General features: G+C 67.1%; 24 protein-coding genes. 11 read left to right on the top strand and 13 right to left on the bottom strand.

Annotated elements, in window-relative coordinates:
* Positions 1–2: 2 nt before the first annotated feature.
* Positions 3–695, bottom strand: a complete 693-nt coding sequence (locus GSQ76_RS10240) for an HNH endonuclease (RefSeq protein ID WP_158743800.1) — start codon at positions 693–695, stop codon at positions 3–5.
* A gap of 371 nt (positions 696–1,066) precedes the next feature.
* Complete coding sequence (locus GSQ76_RS10235) at positions 1,067–1,981, bottom strand: LysR family transcriptional regulator (protein ID WP_158743799.1); 915 nt, start codon at positions 1,979–1,981, stop codon at positions 1,067–1,069.
* A gap of 92 nt (positions 1,982–2,073) precedes the next feature.
* On the opposite strand from GSQ76_RS10235, the gene GSQ76_RS10230 reads away from it, so the two are divergent.
* Positions 2,074–2,943: a VOC family protein gene (locus tag GSQ76_RS10230; protein ID WP_158743798.1), complete on the top strand. Its 870-nt coding sequence runs from the start codon at positions 2,074–2,076 to the stop codon at positions 2,941–2,943.
* 13 nt (positions 2,944–2,956) lie between these two features.
* Positions 2,957–3,382: a DoxX family protein gene (locus GSQ76_RS10225; protein WP_158743797.1), complete on the top strand. Its 426-nt coding sequence runs from the start codon at positions 2,957–2,959 to the stop codon at positions 3,380–3,382.
* A 37-nt stretch (positions 3,383–3,419) separates the two neighbouring features.
* Here GSQ76_RS10225 and GSQ76_RS10220 read toward each other — a convergent pair whose 3' ends face one another.
* Genes GSQ76_RS10220 through GSQ76_RS10210 form a run of 3 tightly spaced genes read right to left on the bottom strand, consistent with a single transcriptional unit; the run spans position 3,420 to position 5,125 of the window.
* A complete protein-coding gene (locus GSQ76_RS10220) occupies positions 3,420–3,830 on the bottom strand; it encodes a DUF2000 domain-containing protein (RefSeq protein ID WP_158743796.1) in 411 nt (136 codons plus the stop codon).
* Positions 3,831–3,887: 57 nt separating this feature from the next.
* Positions 3,888–4,355 (bottom strand): SRPBCC family protein, encoded by a 468-nt coding sequence (locus GSQ76_RS10215; protein WP_158743795.1) that lies wholly within the window; start codon positions 4,353–4,355, stop codon positions 3,888–3,890.
* Positions 4,352–5,125, bottom strand: a complete 774-nt coding sequence (locus tag GSQ76_RS10210; protein ID WP_158743794.1) for a VOC family protein — start codon at positions 5,123–5,125, stop codon at positions 4,352–4,354. Before GSQ76_RS10210 ends, GSQ76_RS10215 begins: the two co-directional genes overlap by 4 nt.
* A gap of 134 nt (positions 5,126–5,259) precedes the next feature.
* Between GSQ76_RS10210 and GSQ76_RS10205 the strand changes: the two genes are divergently transcribed.
* The 6 genes from GSQ76_RS10205 to GSQ76_RS10180 all read left to right on the top strand — a co-directional run bounded on the left by GSQ76_RS10205 (position 5,260) and on the right by GSQ76_RS10180 (position 9,864).
* Positions 5,260–6,600 (top strand): chloride channel protein, encoded by a 1,341-nt coding sequence (locus GSQ76_RS10205; RefSeq protein WP_158743793.1) that lies wholly within the window; start codon positions 5,260–5,262, stop codon positions 6,598–6,600.
* 61 nt (positions 6,601–6,661) lie between these two features.
* Positions 6,662–6,994 (top strand): DHCW motif cupin fold protein, encoded by a 333-nt coding sequence (locus GSQ76_RS10200; protein ID WP_158743792.1) that lies wholly within the window; start codon positions 6,662–6,664, stop codon positions 6,992–6,994.
* 77 nt (positions 6,995–7,071) lie between these two features.
* Complete coding sequence (locus GSQ76_RS10195; protein ID WP_216850981.1) at positions 7,072–8,340, top strand: MFS transporter; 1,269 nt, start codon at positions 7,072–7,074, stop codon at positions 8,338–8,340.
* A 39-nt stretch (positions 8,341–8,379) separates the two neighbouring features.
* The gene (locus GSQ76_RS10190) at positions 8,380–8,742 is read left to right on the top strand and encodes a DUF2946 family protein (protein ID WP_158743790.1); all 363 of its coding nucleotides are present in this window, start codon (positions 8,380–8,382) and stop codon (positions 8,740–8,742) included.
* Between the two features lie 36 nt (positions 8,743–8,778).
* Positions 8,779–9,402: an SCO family protein gene (locus GSQ76_RS10185; RefSeq protein ID WP_158743789.1), complete on the top strand. Its 624-nt coding sequence runs from the start codon at positions 8,779–8,781 to the stop codon at positions 9,400–9,402.
* 15 nt (positions 9,403–9,417) lie between these two features.
* Positions 9,418–9,864 carry a copper chaperone PCu(A)C gene (locus GSQ76_RS10180; RefSeq protein WP_158743788.1) on the top strand — a complete coding sequence of 149 codons (447 nt, stop codon included), beginning with the start codon at positions 9,418–9,420 and terminating at the stop codon, positions 9,862–9,864.
* A gap of 10 nt (positions 9,865–9,874) precedes the next feature.
* Here GSQ76_RS10180 and GSQ76_RS10175 read toward each other — a convergent pair whose 3' ends face one another.
* Positions 9,875–11,554: an AMP-binding protein gene (locus tag GSQ76_RS10175; RefSeq protein WP_158743787.1), complete on the bottom strand. Its 1,680-nt coding sequence runs from the start codon at positions 11,552–11,554 to the stop codon at positions 9,875–9,877.
* Between the two features lie 127 nt (positions 11,555–11,681).
* Between GSQ76_RS10175 and GSQ76_RS10170 the strand changes: the two genes are divergently transcribed.
* The 3 genes from GSQ76_RS10170 to GSQ76_RS10160 are packed head-to-tail and all read left to right on the top strand — an operon-like array spanning position 11,682 to position 14,054.
* Entirely contained in the window at positions 11,682–12,974 is a 1,293-nt protein-coding gene (locus GSQ76_RS10170) for an MFS transporter (RefSeq protein ID WP_158743786.1), read from the top strand.
* Positions 12,967–13,539 carry a chromate transporter gene (locus GSQ76_RS10165; RefSeq protein ID WP_158743785.1) on the top strand — a complete coding sequence of 191 codons (573 nt, stop codon included), beginning with the start codon at positions 12,967–12,969 and terminating at the stop codon, positions 13,537–13,539. The genes GSQ76_RS10170 and GSQ76_RS10165 overlap by 8 nt, the downstream gene beginning before the upstream one ends.
* Entirely contained in the window at positions 13,536–14,054 is a 519-nt protein-coding gene (locus tag GSQ76_RS10160) for a chromate transporter (RefSeq protein WP_158743784.1), read from the top strand. The genes GSQ76_RS10165 and GSQ76_RS10160 overlap by 4 nt, the downstream gene beginning before the upstream one ends.
* A gap of 229 nt (positions 14,055–14,283) precedes the next feature.
* Here the strand turns inward: GSQ76_RS10160 and GSQ76_RS10155 are convergent, their stop codons facing one another.
* The 7 genes from GSQ76_RS10155 to GSQ76_RS31740 form a co-directional block, all read right to left on the bottom strand.
* Positions 14,284–15,231 (bottom strand): CHAP domain-containing protein, encoded by a 948-nt coding sequence (locus GSQ76_RS10155; protein ID WP_254070341.1) that lies wholly within the window; start codon positions 15,229–15,231, stop codon positions 14,284–14,286.
* Positions 15,232–15,461: 230 nt separating this feature from the next.
* A complete protein-coding gene (locus tag GSQ76_RS10150; protein ID WP_158743783.1) occupies positions 15,462–15,812 on the bottom strand; it encodes a RidA family protein in 351 nt (116 codons plus the stop codon).
* 82 nt (positions 15,813–15,894) lie between these two features.
* Positions 15,895–16,236: a hypothetical protein gene (locus GSQ76_RS10145; protein WP_158743782.1), complete on the bottom strand. Its 342-nt coding sequence runs from the start codon at positions 16,234–16,236 to the stop codon at positions 15,895–15,897.
* A gap of 65 nt (positions 16,237–16,301) precedes the next feature.
* Positions 16,302–17,906: an NTP transferase domain-containing protein gene (locus GSQ76_RS10140; protein WP_158743781.1), complete on the bottom strand. Its 1,605-nt coding sequence runs from the start codon at positions 17,904–17,906 to the stop codon at positions 16,302–16,304.
* On the bottom strand, positions 17,903–18,583 hold the full coding sequence (locus GSQ76_RS10135; protein WP_158743780.1) for an XdhC family protein: 681 nt from the start codon (positions 18,581–18,583) through the stop codon (positions 17,903–17,905). Before GSQ76_RS10135 ends, GSQ76_RS10140 begins: the two co-directional genes overlap by 4 nt.
* Positions 18,580–18,900 (bottom strand): XdhC family protein, encoded by a 321-nt coding sequence (locus GSQ76_RS10130; protein ID WP_158743779.1) that lies wholly within the window; start codon positions 18,898–18,900, stop codon positions 18,580–18,582. Before GSQ76_RS10130 ends, GSQ76_RS10135 begins: the two co-directional genes overlap by 4 nt.
* Positions 18,897–19,570: VWA domain-containing protein (locus tag GSQ76_RS31740; RefSeq protein WP_254070340.1), on the bottom strand; the 674-nt coding region annotated here is incomplete at its 5' end. The genes GSQ76_RS31740 and GSQ76_RS10130, both read right to left, overlap by 4 nt.

Here is a 19,570-nt window from a genome sequence, read left to right as displayed (position 1 = left end):
ACTCACAAGAATAGACCTTTTATCGCCTCGGGGAAACGGATCGCACGCCCGGAGACACCGCAGACATGACGTTCCGACAGACCGCGGACATGCTCCTGATACCCCGCGAAGGTACGACGTTCGCCTTCTGTGGCGAGCCCCAGGTTGGCTTTGATAATCGCTTGAGCGCGATAGTGGTTGGGCAGGATGACGCTCCGCATCCGTTGACTCCACGCCTTCGCAGCCCCGGACTCTGGATTGTATTCAAAGTCCGAGCCATGCTCCGGGGCGAACTTGTCCCAGATGGCCTTGTTCTCGGCCATAATCCCGGCAACCGCAGTTCTCACTTCGGTGCGTTCGTCATACGCTCTGATACCTTGCTTGGCGGCTAGATTGGCAAGGTGGCTCTCCTTCCAATCCAGAAGGGTGTTGCGCGGAAAGCTAGCAGGCTCTTTGTCGATCTTCGTGTGGCACGTTGGGCATAGCAGGATCAGGTTCTCGAATGCATCAGGATCGAAGTTGCCGGCGGGTCGATCTTCATGGCGTGGCCCGGCCTCGCCATGTGGAATGACATGGGCCATTTCAGCGATATGCTTGTCACCACCCAACTCGACTGGAAACAGCGGCGCAAGACAATCCGGCTTTTGGCAATGACCACATGCTCCAGAAAAGAGTCGCAGTTTTGTCTCTGCTGGTATCGCCTTGCGCTCTGCCATCAACACGTTCCAGTTCGTCGTTCGCCCCCAATATAGGTGCAGGAGTTCGCGGCGCCACAACCGGTCAGTTATGACGCTGCGGTGCCGATCATGGTTTCCGAGGGTTTGCGTGTGTCACAAGCCCTGTTGAGAATGTTCGCTCCCACGATCGGCGACTTCCATCGACTACGACCGCATCTGGTCGACCTCTGCCGGTCAGTCACTGATTAACAATGGCAGCTTATCTTGTTTTCCACTCCATACCTGCCAGTCTGCCTCCGGCCAGACCACGTCGAAATAGGAAGGGCAGCTTTGCCGGACGTGTCACCCAGAACCGGTCGGACCGCTAACCACCAAACCAAGACGTTCCAACACCAATCGGAGACACGCCCTCAAAGCCCCAACCCCGCATCCCAAGGCGGCCGATCCCCAAACCGCCCCGCCAGAAAATCCACGAACCCCCGCACCTTCGGCGACAAATTGCGGATCGAAGGATACATCGCGAACACCGCCAAACGATCCGCCGACCAATCCGGCAGCACGCGCACCAACCGCCCATCCCGCAACGCATCCGCCGCGATGAAACTCGGGTGTCGCACGATCCCCGCATCCGCCAGCGACGCAGCCAGCAGCGCGTCGCCGTTGTTCGCCACCAGATTGCCCTGTGGCTTCACCTCCACCGTCTCCGCACCACGACGCATGCGCCAGGTGCTTCCGCTGCGGGCGTAGCTGTACATCAGGCAATTATGGTCCAGCAGATCCTCCGGCCGCTGCGGCGTCCCCGCCCGCGCCAGATACCCGGGGGAGGCGCACAGCAAAATGTGGCACGGCGCCAGCCGTCGGGCGATCAGGCTCGATTCCGCCAACTCGCCGATGCGCACGGCAACGTCGTAACCCTCCTCCACCAGATCCACGACGCGATCGTTCAACGACAGATCGACCCGGATGCGCGGATACAGCGCACCGAACGCCGCCGCCGCCGTCGCCAGATACCGCACGCCGAACACCATCGGCGCATTCACCCGCAGCGCCCCGTGCGGCTCCGTCTGCCTGTCGGAGGCCGCCATCTCCGCGTCCTCCAGCTGGTCCAGGATGAGACTAGCCTGCGCATGAAACGCCGACCCGGCCTCGGTCAGGCTTTGGTTGGCCGTGGTGCGGTTCAGCAGCCGAGTGCCCAGCCGATCCTCCAACCCGCGAATATAGCGGCCGACCATTGCCGGCGTAACGCCCAATTCCGGCGCCGCCGCAGCCTGGCTCCCATGGTCCACCGTGCGAACGAAGGCGGCGAGTTCAAGAAAACGATCCATCCTTCGATAGTGGAAGTATCGAAGATCCGTATCAACCCGCCATTCCCGAAACCAGGCCTTTCCACCATCTTCCCACCAGAAGGAGCCACATCATGGCGACGACATCACACGACCGACTGGTGGCAGATCCTGTATCGACCCACGTCACACTGCACGCCGCCGCAGTGGCCCTGTTCGTGCGCGACCTCGCCGCGACCACCCGTTTCTACCGCGACGTGTTGGGCCTTTCGGTGATTGGCCAAGACACCACCCATGTCGGCCTCGGCGTGGACGGTGTCGCCTTCCTCGACCTGCTGCACCGCCCCAACGCCCGGCCCGATGACCCGGCGAGCGCCGGCCTGTTCCACACCGCCTTCCTTCTCCCCACCCGATCCGACCTCGGACGCTGGCTGGACCACGCCCGTCGCACCGGCGTGCAGGTGGAGGGTGCCGCCGACCATTTGGTCAGCGAGGCCATCTACCTCAGCGACCCCGAGGGCAACGGGATCGAGGTCTATTGCGACCGCCCCGCCACCGAGTGGGGCTGGACCGGCCCCGCCGAGGCGCGCCGGATCGACATGGCCAACAAGCCGCTGGATTTCGCCGCCATCCTGGCCGCCGCAACGGCGCCCTGGACTGGCGCCCCCTCCGGCACCCGCATCGGCCACGTCCACTTGCGCGTCGGTGACACCCAGCAGGCGGCGCAATTCTACACCGGCGTTCTAGGCCTCGCCGTCACGAAAATCTGGCCCGAGGCTGTTTTCCTCTCGACCGGCTTCTACCATCACCACATCGCCGCCAATGTCTGGCGCAGCGCCGGCGCCGCCCAACGCGACCCAGCCCGCGCCGGCCTGGCCTCGCTCACCATGCAGGCCGCGGATGCCACCATCGCCGACGCCATTGCCGCGCGCAGCGACCAACCCCTGGCCGATCTACGCGACCCCTGGGGCACGCAGATCAACATCACCATTGCCCAACACTAAAGGAAACCGACCGATGAGTTCTACGACGGCCCCCTCGGCTGCCCCCCTGTCCAACGCCTTCATCGCCGAATGGGCGCCGCGCCTGCTGAGCGTCGTGCGCATCGTCGTGGCCCTGCTGTTCATGCAGCACGGCCTGCAAAAACTATTCGGCTTGCTGAACGGCCCGTTCCAGCCCCAGGCGTTCAGCCTGCTGTGGTTCGCCGCGATTATCGAGTTGCTGGGCGGCGTCCTGCTGCTGATCGGCCTGTTCTCCCGCGTGGCCGCGTTCATCATGTCCGGCGAAATGGCCGTCGCCTACTTCATGGTGCACTTCCCCAAAAGCATCTTCCCCGCCGTCAACGGTGGCGATGCCGCAGTGCTGTTCTGCTTTATTTTCCTCTATCTCGCCGCCGCCGGCCCCGGCCCGTGGAGCATCGACGCCAACCGCCAAGCCCGCTGATCCAAAAGGCCCTTCCAGCAATGGAAGGGCCTTTTCTCTACGGATGCAGCGACGACCCCTTGGTCGCCTTATCCAAATCCTTCTTCGGCCCCCGTAGCGCCAACCCCACCAAATCCGGCCGATCTGTGGGCTCGGCCTTGAACGCCTCCCGGTTCGCCGCGTCATGCCCGGTCGAGAACATCGCCCGCACGTACACCGCCAGCGTCAGCCCCCGCGCCAACCCGGCTTGATACGCGCGCAGCAGCCCGTCCGCATTGGCCGCGAAGATCAGCATCGGTTGGCCCAGCAACCGGGCGTAGGCGCGGCCTTCCGCATCCTCATAAGGCTCGCCCATCGCCTCGGGTGCCGCACCCGCGATGCCGGTGGCCAGAAACGCCGTCACGTTCAGTTTTTGCCAGACCGGCAGATCCTCCAGCACCAGGATTGCCACCTTCGTATCGAACATCATTCCCGCAGCCTCTCCGCCCATGCGCATCATTCCGCCGAAGCTGAATGCGATCGGGCTTTATAGCGCGGCGGCCACGGCTTCCAACTGGTCAGCGCAAATCCCCCAACCCTGATGAAATCCCATCGCCTCATGCGCCGCGCAATCCTCCGCCGTCCAATGCATCACCCGCGCGGTATAGCGGGTCATGCCGTCCGCCTCCGCCTCGAAGGTCAGCGTGACGATCATGAACGGCTTGGCCGACGGCTCCCAGGCCGAACTGAAGGCATCGGTGAACACCAGCCGCTGGTTCGGCACCACCTCCAGATACACGCCGCGATTGGGCATATCCACGCCGTCCGGCCCCCGCATCACCACCAGGCTGCTGCCGCCGGGTCGCACGTCCAACTCGGCGTGCGGCGTGGTGTAGGGCAGGGGGGCAAACCATCGCGTCAGCAGCGCCGGCTCCGTCCAGGCGCGGTAGACGGCCGCCGGCAGGGCGTTGATCCGCCGCGCCAGCACCAATTCGCGGTTGCCTCCGTCGCTCACTTCGGCGGGCTCACGACCGCGAAGAAGATGCTCTGCGGGTCCACACCCTGCACGATCATGCTGCCCCCCGGCACCACTTGCGGGCCATGCACCACCGTCCCACCCGCCCCGTTGATCCGGGCAACCGCCGCATCGGCATCCGGCACGTTCACATAATACCCCCAGCGCGGCGGCTGGGCCGGGTCCATCCGCGTCATCATCCCGCCAACCGCGACCCCACCGACCGTGAACAACTGGTAGGTGCCCATCGGACCCATATCGACCGCATCCCCCTTCTGCCAGCCGAACAGCGCCGAGTAGAACGCAAACGCCGCCTGCCACTCTGCGGCATACAGCTCGTTCCACCCGACGGTGCCCGGCGTGCCCATCGGCAGCGGGGCAGGGGCCTCCGAAACGGCCGGCTGGAACAGCGCAAACGCCGCCCCCTGTGGATCCGCCACCGTGGCGAACCGCCCGATCGTCGGAATATCCGTCGCCGGGTACAGCACTTTACCGCCCGCCTGCTCCAGCCGCACGAGCATCGCATCTACATCGTCGACGCCGACATACCCGATCCAGCGCGGAGGCGCCCCGGCGGCAGCGGCCTCTGGCGGTAGCGTCATCACCCCGGCCACCGGCGTTTGCCCGATCATCATGCGCGTATACGGGACGGGGCCCCCCACCAACGCCTCCGCCGTCCACTCCATCACTTTGCAATAGAAATCCTGCGCCGCGTCCATGTCGGACGTCCTCAACTCGTGCCAGACGAAATGGCCGTGAAACGACGACATAGCCGTGTCTCCCTGCGGTGTTTCTCCCGCCCGGAGCCTATCGCAGATACTCTGCGTAACAAAACCATCGCCGCGATTGTCGCCGAACCGTCATTGCGATACGCCCATTGGCTTTGCCGTTCACGAAGGTGCCCATGGCCTCCCCTCTGCTGAAGACGCGCCGGGCACGCCGCTTCCGCATCATCGCGCTGCGCTGGCGGCAGCGTGCGGTGTTCGTGCTGGGCGGCATCGTGGTGGGTGCCGCGGCCTACGGCGTCGCCATCGCCGCCGACCATGCCGGCGCTGCGTTCCAGGAACTGCTGGCACGCGCCCCAATCGTGGCCTTCTTCCTCACCCCCCTGGGTTTCGCCGCCTCCAGTTGGATCGCCCGGCGCTACTTCCCCAACTCCGGCGGCAGCGGCATTCCCCAGGCCATTGCCGCCCGCGCCCTGCACGGCCTGGCCGCGCGGGAGCGACTGGTCTCGATGCGCATCGCCATCGGCAAGACCATCCTGCTCCTGCTCGGCCTTCTCTGCGGCGGCTCCATCGGGCGCGAGGGACCGACGGTGCAGATCGGCGCCTCCATCATGTTCGCCATCGGCCGCCTGTCCCCCCGGCGCCAACCCGGCCTCATCCTGGCGGGCGCTGCGGCCGGTGTCGCAGCCGCCTTCAACACGCCACTCGCCGGCATCGTCTTCGGGATCGAGGAAATGAGCCGCGCCTTCGAGGTTCGCACCAGCGGCATCATCATCGGCGGCGTCATCGCCGCCGGCCTCACCTCCCTATCGCTGCAGGGCGACTACACCTATTTCGGCACCACCCACGCCGTGCTCGGCGGCTCGGCGCAGGGTTGGCTCGGCGTGCTGCTGCTGGGGATTGCCGGCGGCGTCCTGGGCGGTGTCTTCAGCCGCGTGCTCATCCTGTTCGGCGGCGGCTTCCGCGGCCGCATCGGCGCGGCGATCAAGCAGCACCCCGTCGTCTTCGCCGCCCTTTGCGGCCTCCTGGTCGCACTCTGCGGCCTGGTGTCCGGCGGCACCATCTTTGGCACCGGCTACACCCAGGCGCGCGGCCTGGTGCAGGGCGACGGCGCCGTGCCCGGCACCTTCGGGGCGCTGAAATTCCTTGCCACCATCGCGTCCTCCATCAGCGGCATACCCGGCGGCATCTTCGCCCCCTCGCTCGCGGTCGGCGCCGGGCTGGGCGCCAACGTCGCGTCGATCCTGCCCGGCGCCCCGGCGCAGGCCTTGGTGGTGCTGGGAATGGTCGCCTATTTCTCCGGCGTGGTGCAGGCGCCGATCACCGCCTTCGTCATCGTGGCGGAGATGACGAACGACCACGCCATGGTCGTCCCCCTGATGCTCGCCTCGCTCATCGGCTTCAGCGTCTCCCGCCTCATCTGCAAAGAAGGCGTCTACCACGCGCTCGCGCACAACTTCATCCACGCCGAAATCGCCCGCAGCGTCGGCGTCCCCGCCGCAGCCGGCCCCAGCGCCTGATTATTGCGCCGGCGCCCGATCGCGCGGCATGGTGCGGCTTGTTCAACAGGATGAGCCCACGATGAAACTGCCAGAGCTGCCGTTCACCAACGTCGATTGGGATCATCTCCCCACCACCGACCACAAGGGCGAAACCGGCAACGCCCTATGGCACACCCTGAACAACGGCGACGTCCGCATGCGCGTGGTGGAATACTCTCCCGGCTACGTGGCGGACCATTGGTGCGACCGCGGCCACGTCATCTACGTCGTGGAGGGTGAGCTGAACACCGAACTGAAGGACGGCCGCAAGTTCACCTTCAAGGCCGGCAACGGCTACACCGTGTCCGATTTCGGCGACTCCCCGCACAAATCCTCCACCACCACGGGCGCCAAGCTGTTCATCGTCGACTGAACCAAGGCCGCGCCTAAGCCGGCCTTGCCGGGTCGTCACGCAACAGACATGATCCCCCACCAAATATGGGGACCCCAGTGATCGTCGTGACCGCAACCCGACCCAAGGCCAGCCGGCTGCACACCGCCATTGCGGCCAATATCGGCGCGGTGCTGGAATGGTATGACCTGGTGCTCTACGCCCTGTTCGCCGTGGTGCTCGGGCGCCAGTTCTTCCCGTCCAACGACCCATCGGTATCGACCCTGCTCAGCCTCGGCACCTTCGCCATCGCCTGGCTGGTGCGCCCGCTCGGCGCGGTGCTCATCGGCGCCTATTCCGACCGCGTCGGCCGCAAACCGGGGCTCACCCTGTCCGCCGCGCTCATGACCTTCGCCACCCTGCTGATCGCCATCCTGCCGCCCTACGCCGTCATCGGCGTCGCCGCTCCCGTCCTGCTGATCGTCGCCCGGATGATCCAGGGCTTCTCCGCCGGCGGTGAGTTCGGCAGCGCCACCGCCCTGTTGGCCGAGCAGGACCCGAACCGGCGCGGCTTCTACGCCAGCCTGCAATGGGCTGCCTCCGGCCTGGCGGTGCTACTGGCCTCCGTCTTCGCCTACGCCGTCAACGCGGTACTCACCGCTGACCAGGTTGCAAGCTGGGGCTGGCGCGTGCCCTTCGTGTTCGGCCTGCTCATCGGCCCGGCCGCATTCTACATCCGCACCCGATTGGACGAGCCGGACGAGTTCCTCCAGGCCGAGCACACCGACACGCCCTTGCAGGAAGCCGCCGCCTACGACAAAGCCCGCATCCTCGTCGGCGCCGGGATCGTCGCGGCCGGCGCGTGCGGCAGTTACCTCAACACCTACATGCCGACCTTCGCCTTCACCAGGCTCGGGCTGCCGGCTTCCAGCGCGCTGCTGGGCACCATCGCCGCCGGGCTGGTGAACACGGTGCTGCCGCCCGCCTTCGGCCATCTGTCGGATCGCGTCGGCCGGACCAAGGTCATGGCGATCGCCGGGGTCATCGGCCTCGTCATGATCTACCCGCTCTTCCGCTGGCTGGCCGCCGCGCCCTCCATCACTACGCTGGTCACCATCCAGATGCTGATCGCGCTGGTGTTCTACTGCGGCTACTACGCCACCGTCCCCGCCGCCCTGGCCGATCTGTTCCCCACGAGGCGGCGCACGACCGGCGTGTCGATTAGCTACGTCCTGGCGCAGACCCTGTTCGGTGGGGTCACGCCGCTGGTCGTCGCCTGGATCGTCGCCACCACCGGCGACCCGACCAGCCCCGGCATGTACCTCACCGCGGTCATGGTGCTGAGCTTGGTCTGCCTGGTGCTCGGCCGTCGGCTGGGCGTGCCGTGACTGGCTGCGGCCGCAGGCTCGTCCTATAAGCAGCCCATGGTGGCTCGGCATCCTCTGATCGCGCGGCTTGCCACCCTCCTCATCCTGATGGGCGTGTTGGTGCAGTCCGCACTCGGCCTGCCGCTGAGCCTGCGGATGGCAACACCACCGGGTCTGTCCCAAGTGGCCGAGATTTGCGGCCAGGTCCACCGGCACAGCGAAGCGCCTGCGCTCCCCGCGCACGACCACGAGCACTGCATGCTGTGCCAGGGCGGCACCCTACCGCCCCTGCTACCCGCCACGCTCGCCTACGCAGCCCCGATCCTGGTGCCGGCGCCGGTATTCGCCCCGATCGGCACCCCGACCATACCGCCCCGCACGCCGCGGGCCTTCGCCTCCCGCGCGCCTCCAACCCTGGTCTGACGCACCACCCTTCCGTCTTTCCAGGAGCCATCGAGCATGCCCGAGACCAAGCCAACCCGCCCGGCCCCCACCTGGCGCTTCGCCCCCATCATCCTGGCCGGGTTTGCGGTCATCCTGCTGGTGGCCGCCGGCGCCATCTGGTTCTTCGGCGCCCCCGCGCCATTGCAGCAGGCCGCCGCCATCGGCGGACCCTTCAGCCTCACCGATGGGGCTGGCAAACCCGTCACCGACAAGACCTACCGCGGCAAATACATGCTGGTCTATTTCGGCTATACCTTCTGCCCCGACGTCTGCCCCACCACGCTGAACGACGTGGCCCAGGCGATCGACAAGATCGGCCCGGTAGCGGACAAACTACAGCCGCTCTTCATCACCATCGACCCGGCGCGCGACACGCCCGACGTCATCCGGCAATACGCCGCCGCCTTCAGCCCGAAGCTGCAGGGCTTGACCGGCACGGCGGCGCAGATCGCGGACGTCGCGAAGGAATACCGGGTCTATTACGCCTCGCACAAAACCGGCCCCGGCCCCGGCGATTATACGATGGACCATAGCTCCATCCTTTATGTCATGGACCCGAGTGGCCACTTCGCCGGTGTGATTCGGGCTGACGAAGGGCCGGATGCCATTGCTGCCGACCTGAAGAAAATTGTCTCATAAACGGAGGACGACAGAATGCGCCTGATGCTATCGGCCCTGGTCCTGGCCGCTCTCTCCACCGCAGCCTTGGCGCAATCCACCGGCGTTGCCGTCACCCAAGCCTGGTCCCGCGCCAGCACGCCCGCCGCCAAGACAGGCGCGATCTACGTCACCGTCACCGCCGGCGGCCCCGACCGGCTGACCGGCGCCAGCACTCCCGTCGCGGAAACCGCCGAAGTCCACCAAAGCAAGATGACCAACGGCGTGATGGAAATGCGCCCGGTCGAGGGCGGCCTGGCCGTCACCCCCGGCACCCCGATCCACATGGCGCCCGGCGGCTACCACATCATGCTGCTGGGCCTGAAGCAGCCGCTGCAACAGGGCAGCCACGTGCCGCTGACCCTGAATTTCGAACACGCCGGGGCAGTGAATGTGGAGGCAGTCGTCGCCGGCCCCGGCGCCAGCGAACCGCCTCGGCCCTGATGAGCGGAAGTTACGCGCCGCCCAGTTCGTCCTCCAGAAACTCCAACTCCCCCCGCGCGCCATCTTGCCGCCGGGTCGCTTCCAGCCGCCGCAACTCGACGCGCCGGATCTTCCCGCTGATCGTCTTCGGCAACTCCGCGAACTCCAACCGCCGCACCCGCTTGTAAGGCGCCAGCCGCGCCCGCAGATGCGCGAAAATGCTGGCCGCCGTGGCACTATCCGGCTGAAACCCGGCGGCCAGCAGCACGAACGCCTTCGGCATCGCCGTGCGCGTCGGATCGGGGGAGGGCACGATCGCCGCTTCCGCCACCGCCGGATGCTCGATCAGCACGCTCTCCAACTCGAACGGGCTGATCCGGTAGCCGCTGGATTTGAACACGTCATCCGCCCGGCCAACATAGGTCAACGAGCCATCGTCATTCCGCAGCGCCGTATCCCCGGTCCGATACCAATTCCCCTCCACGCCGCGTAGCGAGCCATCCTCCGCCTGATACCCATCCATCAGCCCCAGCGGCCGCGGCCGCAACGACAGCGCGATCTCACCCTCGGTCGCCTCATGCCCATCCGGGTCCAGCAGCGCCACCTCGTAGCCCGGCAACGGCCACCCCATCGACCCCGCCTGCGCCGTGCGGCCCGGCGTGTTGGCGATCTGCAGCGTCGTCTCCGTCTGCCCATACCCGTCCCGGATCGTCAGCCCCCACGCCCGCTGCACCTGCTCGATCACCTCGGGGTTCAGCGGCTCCCCGGCGGCCAACGCCTCCCGTAGATGCACCCGCGCGGTGCTCAAATCCTCCTGGATCAGCATCCGCCAAACCGTCGGCGGCGCGCAGAACGTGGTCACCCGCGCCCTGTCCAGCGCGTCCAGCACCCCCCGCGCATCGAACCGCATCTGGTTCAGGATCACGATCGTCGCCCCCGCGATCCACGGCGCGAAGAAGCTGCTCCACGCATGCTTCGCCCAGCCCGGCGACGAAATGTTCAAATGCACATCCCCCGGCTGCAGCCCGATCCAATACATCGTCGACAGATGGCCCACCGGGTAACTCTGGTGCGAATGCAGCACCAGCTTCGGCTTCGCCGTCGTGCCCGACGTGAAATACAGCAGCAGCGGATCCGTCGCCTTGGTCACGCCGTCCGCGACGAAATCGCCGGAGGCCTGGTAGGCATCCTCGAACCGTTGCCAGCCCGGCGCACCCCCGACGGCGATGCGCGTATACTGCTCCCCGAACGGCTCGAACCGCGCCGCGTGTTCTCCGGCGACGATGGCATGCCGCACCCGGCCACGATCGAACCGGTCGCGCAGATCGTCCTCCGTCAGCATCGTGGTGGCCGGGATCACAACGGCGCCCAATTTGCAGCAGGCGAGCATCGCTTCCCACAGCGGCGGCACATTGCCCAGCAGCAGCAACACCCGATCGCCCCGGCGCACGCCCAGCAGCCGCAGATGGTTCGCCACCTGGTTCGACCGCCGCGCCATCTCGGCAAACGACACGCTGCTATCGTGGTCACCTCGCCCGATGAACCGCAGCGCCGTGGCGTCGTTGCCCGCTGCCATGCGGTCGAAATGGTCCAGCGCGAAATTGAACCGCTCCAGCACCGGCCAGGCAAAGGCGGCGCGGGCGGCGTCGATATCCGCCCGGTGAGTCAGCAATACATCGCGGGCCGCCAGGAAGGCGTCGGCGTCGGTCACGGTCGTTCCCCCGTTCATCTTGTTGCAGCCACGCTAGCAGACCGGACAATCCGGCCCAATGCTGCCGTCACGTCTGGTGCGGATGGCGCCATCCGGTATGGTTCGTCACGGAATAGGAGACGGGTAAATGAGCGCCGGCGGCCAGTCGAAACTAATGGGCGTGATTCGCGTGTCGAGCGGCAACTTCCTGGAACAATACGATTTCTTCGTGTTCGGGTATTTCGCCGCCGCGATCGGCCGGACCTTCTTCCCCCAGGGCAACGTTGCCAACGGCGATTTCATTTCCCTGATGCTCGCCCTGATGACGTTCGGCGCCGGCTTCCTGATGCGCCCGATCGGCGCCCTGGTGCTCGGCGCCTACATCGACGCCCACGGCCGCCGCGCCGGGCTCATCCTCACGCTGGCGCTCATGTCGGTCGGCACGCTGGCGATCGCGATCGTGCCCGGCTACGCCACCCTCGGCCTGGCCGCGCCCCTGCTGGTGGTAATCAGCCGCCTCATCCAGGGCTTCTCCGCCGGCGTCGAACTCGGCGGCGTCTCCGTCTACCTGGCCGAGATCGCCACGCCGGGGAACAAGGGCTTCTACGTCGCCTGGCAGTCCGGCAGCCAGCAGGTCGCGGTGATCTTCGCCGCCCTGCTCGGCGTGGCGCTGAACCAGACGCTCGGTTCCGCCAACATGCAGGCCTGGGGTTGGCGCATCCCGCTGCTGATCGGCTGTGCCATCATCCCCTTCCTGTTCTGGCTCCGTAGCTCCCTGCTGGAAACGGAGACGTTCCTCACCCGCAAGCGCCACCTGACCGCCGGGGAGATCGTGCGCTCGATGGCCACCAACTGGCGGATCATCGTGCTTGGCATGGCCATGGTGATCATGACGACGGTGTCGTTCTACCTCATCACCGCCTACACCCCGACCTTCGGCAAGCAGGTGCTGAAGCTCGGCGATATCGAGGTGTTGATCGTCACCGTCTGCGTCGGCGTCTCCAACCTGTTCTGGCTTCCCGTCTCGGGCGCCTTGTCGGACCGGATCGGCCGCCGCCCGCTGCTCATCGGCACGACCGTGCTGGCGATCGTCACCGCCTATCCGGTGATGAGTTGGCTGGTCGCCAATCCAACCTTCGGCCACCTGCTGATTGCCGAACTGTGGCTCAGCTTCCTTTACGGCTGCTACAACGGCGCCATGGTCGTCTACCTGACCGAGATCATGCCGGTGGAGGTCCGCACCGCCGGCTTCTCGCTTGCCTACAGCCTGGCCACGGTGATCGGCGGCATGACGCCGGCCATCTGCACCGGACTGATCGAGTATTTCGGCGACAAGGCGGCACCAGGCGCCTGGATGGCGCTGGCTGCCGTCGTCGGCCTGGGCGCCGTATTGCTGATCGGCCGCGACCGCGCCCCGTATGTGCGCGAGGTCCATGCCTGAGGCGCCGACCGTTCCAACCCCGGCGCCTGAGCTTTCGGCGCCGGGGTTGGCGAGCCTGTTCGTCGGTTTCTTCGGCATCGGCATCGTCGGCTTCGGCGGTGTGCTGCCCTGGGCCCGGCGGATGATGGTGGACCAGCGCCGCTGGGTCAGCAGTGCCGAGTTCAACGACATGCTGGCGCTGTGCCAGTTCCTGCCCGGGCCGAACGTCATCAACCTGTCGATCGCCATGGGTGCCCGTGCGCGCGGCGTTGTTGGCAGCCTGGTTTGCGTGCTGGGCCTGTTGGTGGCGCCGATGATGATCGTGATCGGGCTGGGCGGCCTGTATCAGCGCTACGGCGGCATCCCGATCGTGGCCCACGGCTTCGCCGGGCTGGCGGCGGCAGCGTCCGGCCTGGTGGTGGCGATGGCGGTGAAGATCGCCTCACCCCTGCAACGGCATTGGGCCGGCATCGTCATCGCCCTGGTTGCCTTCGCCGCCATCGCCCTGCTGCGCCTGCCGCTGCTGCCGACCATGGTGATCATGGCGCCGCTGAGCATCCTGATCTGCCGGCGGTTCCCCGCATGAGCGAGCTTGGCCATTTGCTGGGCATCTTCGGCCAACTCTCGGTCCTGGCGGTGGGCGGCGTCGCCCCAACCCTGCCGGAGATGCAGCGTCAGGTAGTGGACGTCCATCGCTACATGGACCGCACCACCTTCGCTGCCCTGTTCGCCCTGGCCCAGGCCGCGCCTGGCCCCAACATGATGGTGTCCACGCTCATCGGCTGGCGCGTCGCCGGCCTACCCGGCGCCATCGTAGCAACCGTGGGCATGATCGGCCCCTCCAGTGTACTGACCTTTAGCACCGTCCAGTTATGGCACCGGTTCCGGGAGCGGGCATGGCGCCGGGTGGTCCAGGCCGGGCTGGTGCCGGTCACGGTAGGACTGGTGGGCGCCGGCGCTGCGCTGCTGGCCTCCTCCACAACCCACGGCCTCGTCACCGCCGGCATCACCCTGGTCACCGCAGCCGTGCTCACCCTCACCAAAATGCACCCCCTCGCCATGCTAGCGATCGGCGCGGTGGCAGGCGCGTTGTTGGCGTAAAGCCGCATAATCGTTCTGTAATGATCTGTTTTTGCGAGATCTTTGGGTCATCGCCACGTGGCGATAATCCATGATCGGTTCGCTGGTTGCCGTTTCCAACAGCCCGTTCCCGCCTGACCCAAATGAAAAAGGCCCTTTCCCCAACGAGGGAAAGAGCCTTTGGAACGCGATTCGACGGTGGTGAACCGTAGGCCGCCCCGGCACAGCCAGGGGCGGGTGGGCGTCTGCCTTAGCGGTGGTGGTGCCGCGACGTGCTGCTGTGGTGGTGAGACGGGATCACCGAGGCGTGGCGACCGTGGCGGCTCAAGCGATGGCTCAGCGTCGGCACCGGGCTGTCGGGCGCCTCGGCCACCTCGTCGTAGGAAGCATTGACCACGCCGCCACGCAGGTCGCGCGGTGCCGGGTTCAGCGCGGGCATCGGAGCGCTGCGGTCGTTGGACGCGACCATTGTGCCACGGTCCGGGCGGTTATAGATGAAGCCGAACGTCGGGTAGATGCTGCCGTATTCCCCGCTATGGCCCAGGCCGACGCGCACCGCGCTCCAGTCGTTGCCGGGGGACACGTCGACCACGGAGATGTCACGGCTGATGCCGCCGCGCACCGCGCCCGGGCCGCCCCAGTTGGCGTGATCGATCTCGATCGTGCGGCTGTTCACGACCTGGTTCACGACGGCCACGTGGCCCATCCGCATCGAGCCATTGGCGCGGAAGTTCAGCACGCTGCCGGCCTCGGGCCGGGCGCCGCGCTGGTAGACCCCAGCGGCGTTATCCCACCACGTATTGGCATTGCCAGAGAGTTCGATGCCCGAATCGGCACGGGCAAAGGTGACGCATTGCAGTCCGCCGCCGCTATGGCCCGTGCTGAAGCTTGCATAGCGCTCGTAGCTGACACGAGCGCCGCGGCTGTGGCCGCCGTGGCGCCCGGTGGTGACGACCCGCTCCATCGCGAAGCGCTGGCCGTTATGGCGCCCGGCGCTGAACACGATCGGCATCGCTTCGGCGCGACCGCCGGAATGGTGGTTGGAAGACGCCGAATGTCCAAAAGACCGAACCGGCTGGGCACGGCCCCCCTGATGAGCCCCATGTCCTGCATGGGACCGGGCTTGAGCCACGCCCCCAAGGCTGAGGATAAAGGCAGCGCCGAGGGCAAGAACCCGGAATTGGCCGGCTGCGGTCATATCGACTCCCTCATGAGTTCACCAAGTCGTGAGGGTCGGTAGCAACAGGGCCGTGAGGAAGGCAACCCAACTATGTCAGTTTGTTGCAACGCCTGTCGAAAACTGACGCGCTGAGACAGGTTGCACGTCACATTTTCGGACTACAATCCTATTCACGCGGTCGTGATGGAACCGCATCGATGGTAAAATCGACGCGATTCCATCGGGCACGTCGTCTGTAAGTTACTGACTTATTTACAAGCCGTGATCATGATCTCGACCAGCAGGCGGGGATCCGCCATGCTAGCCTCGACGCAGGCGCGGGCCGGGGCGCCGCCTTCGGGAACCCAGGCAATCCACACCTTGTTCATCGCGTCGCGGTCGCGGATGTCTTTCACCCAGATCTGCGCCTGCAGCATCCGGGTCTTGTCCGTGCCATGCACCTCGAGCGCCTTGTCGATGGCCGCCAGCACCTGAGTGGTCTGGCCCGTGATGTCTTGCGACGTATCGTCCGCCGTCATCCCGGCCAGGTAGACGAAGTTATGATATTCAACGGCTTTGGACAGAACCTTGTTGGAATCGGTCCGGATGATCTTGCTCATGTGAGCGCTCTCCTTGTGGCGGGAGAGCGCTTTGTAGCAGCGCCCAGGGCGGGCTCAAACCCGCCCTGGATCGAAGCAGCTGCTAGCGCACCGGCGCACCGCCCGAAACGGTGGCAGCCGTGTTGGCATTCTGCGGCGAGGAAGACGCCGCCAGGCAGGATTGCAACGCGTTGTCGTAGTCGTACTTATCCGTCAGTCCACGGGTCGTAACGCCGGGATTACCGTTCATGGAGAAGGGCGAAGCGGTCTGGTCCCGCTCCGAGATCAGGTAGCGGTTCTGTCGGTCGAAGGCCTGGTTGGTGCTGGCACGGCAGGATGCCACGGCCGCGACGTTGGACCGGTTGACGGCGCTGGGCGACGACGATGACGACGACGTGCAGCCGGCAAGCAGCACGAGCAGGGCGGGCAGGGCGGCGCGAAACATTGGGGGGCTCCGGGGGAACGATATGCAGGTGTTGAACCTGAAGATGGACTGCCCCCCGCCCCATGTCACCCAGGCAGATCCAGCAAGCTGTCCGCAGTGTCGAAATCGCGCAACACTGTGTCATCGACGGCCACTTCGGCCACGGCCTCGCCATGCTGCCGCAACAGCGATCGCGCACCCTTGTCGCCCGTCAACGCCATCATGGCCGGGAAGTAGCGCCGGTCCCACAGGACGGGGTTGCCGAACTCGCCGTCGTGGCTGGGCACCACGATGGTGCGACCCTCATCCGGGTCGTACGTGTCAACCAGCCGGTCGATCGTGGCGGCGGTCACCAGGGGCATGTCGCCCAGCACCACCAGCGCCGCGGCAGCCGTCGCCGGCATCGCCGCCAACCCGGCGCGCAGGCTGGCGGACAACCCCGCCGCAAAGTCGGGCGCCGTGACGAACTGGACCGGTCGCCCCGCGAGCGCCGCCCGGACTTCGTCCTCCCGGTGTCCCGTCACGACCAACACCGGTCGCGCCCGGCTGGCCAACACGCCGTCCACCACGCGGGCAACCATGGCCCGCCCGGTGGAATCCGCCACCAGTAGTTTATGCCGTGGCGCCATCCGGCTGGATTGACCAGCGGCCAGAATCACGGCCGCCACACCATGCGGGGTCGCCCCGGCGGTGGCGCGGGCGCGGGGCAGGGGCCGCGCCGTGACGTCCTTCAGCAGCCCACCAACACCCATTCGGGCGATCGTGTTGCCCGTCACCGGCAGGCCCGTCGCCAAGCGGTGCAGCACCAGGTCGATCCCGTTCGGCTTCGGGCTGCGCGCGCAGCCCGGCAGCACCAGCGCCGGAATATCGCCGATCCGCCCCAGGCAGATCAGATTGCCCGGGTCCACGGGCATGCCGAAATGAAGGATCTCCCCGCCCGCCGCCACGATCCCGGCCGGCCCGACATCCCGCCGGTCCACCACGGCCGAGGCACCGGCGATCAGCAGCAAATCGGCCCCATCTTCCAGCAGGCTTCGCAGAGCGGCGGCGATCGGCTCCGTCCGATGCGGGCATTGCAGCGGCGGCAGCAATATCCCGCCCACCCCCAGCACGCGCGTCTCGGTCGCCGCCACCGTGCCCTCGATAACGGAGGGCTTCAGCCCCGGCAGCGTGGTCAGCACCAGCCCCACCCGGCGCGGCTGCCACGGCAACACCCGCATCGCCCCGCCCGCGCAGGCCTCCAGTGCCGCATTCATGGTGCAGCCCGGGACCGCGAACGGGATGATCTTGATCGTTGCCACCATTTCCCCGGCCGTCACCGGAGTGGAATTGGGCAGCGTTGCCACCGTCACCGCCTCGTCCACCGCGTTCACGGCATCGATGCGATCCCGGTCGGCCAGCAGCAGCCCCGCCGTGGTCGCCGTCAGATTCACCCGGCCGGTCGCAGCGCGGGTCGCCGTCAGCCCCGGGCCGAGCAAGGCGGTGGCAATCCGCCGCGCCGCCGCGTCCTCGCCCACATCCCCAGCCTCCAACCGCGCCGCCACCACCGGGTCCAGCCCGGCGGCGCGCAGCCCGGCAATCGCCGCCGCATCCAGCACCAACCCCTTCTTGAGCACGCGACCCGGCACGCGATGGGTATGCACCAGCACGGCCCCTTCGGCGTCATCCAGCGCAGTCGGCCCGAAAATCACGCGAGCGCGCCGCCGCGCCGCACCGCCACGATCTCCGCCAGCACCGACAACGCGATCTCCGGCGCCGTCACCGCGCCGATGTTCAACCCCACCGGCCCACGGATCCGCGCCAGCGCATCGTCGCCATGCCCCAACTCGCGCAGCCGCTCCAGCCGCTTGGCATGCGTCTTCCGGCTGCCGAGCGCCCCGATATAGAACGCATCCGACTTCAACGCCCGGTCCAGCGCCGGGTCATCCAGCTTCGGGTCGTGCGTCAGGGTAACGATGGCCGTTCGGCTATCCGGCCGCAGCGCATCCATCGCGTCATCCGGCCATTCGTTCGAGATGGCGACGTTGGGAAACCGCTCCTCACTCGCGAACGACCGCCGGGGATCAACCACCGTAATCCCATACGCCAGTTGCACCGCCAGCGGCACCAGTGCCTGTGCGATATGCACCGCCCCCACGATGACGATCCGCGCCGGCGGGTTATACGCGTGCAGAAACCAGGTGGCCCCATCCACCTCGTGCACGCCGCTCTTCTCACTGCCCAGCGCTTTGCCCGCCGCCTCGCTCAGCGCCGGGTAGGCGGTATCGGGCAGCAACACCTGCTCCCCGTCCGGCAGCCGCGTCGCCAGCACCACCGGCTTGCCATCCAGCCGGGCGGCCTGGACGGCCTCCAGCACGGACTGCCTCATGCCAGCGCCTCCACGAACACCTTCAACTTCCCGCCGCAGGCCAGCCCGACCTCCCACGCCCGCTCGTCGGTGATACCGAAATCCAGCAATTGCGGCGGCGCCCCGGCTATGGTCGCCTGCGCCGCCTCCGCCACTGCGCCCTCGATGCACCCGCCGCTCACCGACCCGGCCATGCGCCCCGAGGCCGTGATCGCCATCTGGCTGCCCGGCGGCCGAGGCGAACTGCCCCACGTCTCCGTCACGGTGGCCAGCGCCACCTTCTCGCCCTCACGGGCCCACCCGGCGGCGATGGAAAGAATATCTTCGGCTTCGGTCATGCGGCGAACTCCTGCAGGCGACCCCGCACCGGGGCCGGGCGGGATAGCGAGGTGATCAGCGCGCGCAGGCTAGCGATGTTATGGACAGGGCGGAACTCGTCCACATGCGGCAGCATGGCGCGTATGCCCTGAGACTTCGGTTCGAACCCGTCCCAGCGCAACAGGGGGTTCAGCCAAATCAGCCGCCGGCAGGATTTATGCAGCCGGTCCATCGCCTCCGGCAGCCCGTCCGCCCCGGCGCGGTCCAGCCCGTCCGTGACCAGCAGCACCACCGCCCCCTGGCCCAGCACGCGCTTGGCCCATTGCCGGTTGAATTGCGCGATGGTGTCGCCGATGCGCGTCCCGCCCGACCAATCCGGCACCAGTGCGGACACCGCGGCAAACGCCGCCTCCGGGTCACGATGCCGCAGCTGCCGGGTGATGTTGGTCAGCCGTGTCCCGAACAGGAACACGCTCACCCGGTCCCGGTCATTGGCCACTGCGTGCAGGAAGTGCAGCAGGATCTGCGCATACCGCCCCATCGACCCGGAAATGTCGCACAGCACCACCAGCGGCGGCGGCCGCACAGTTCGCTCGGCCCGGGCCAGATCCACCAACTCCCCGCCATGCCGCAGCCCCGCCCGCAACGTGGCCGCCATGTCGATGCGCGTCCCCTGGGCGGCAGGCCGCG

The sequence above is a fragment of the Acidisphaera sp. L21 genome, assembly GCF_009765685.1.
In the GTDB taxonomy this organism is placed as follows: domain Bacteria; phylum Pseudomonadota; class Alphaproteobacteria; order Acetobacterales; family Acetobacteraceae; genus LMUY01.
This window is presented reverse-complemented; position numbering and strand designations above follow the sequence as displayed.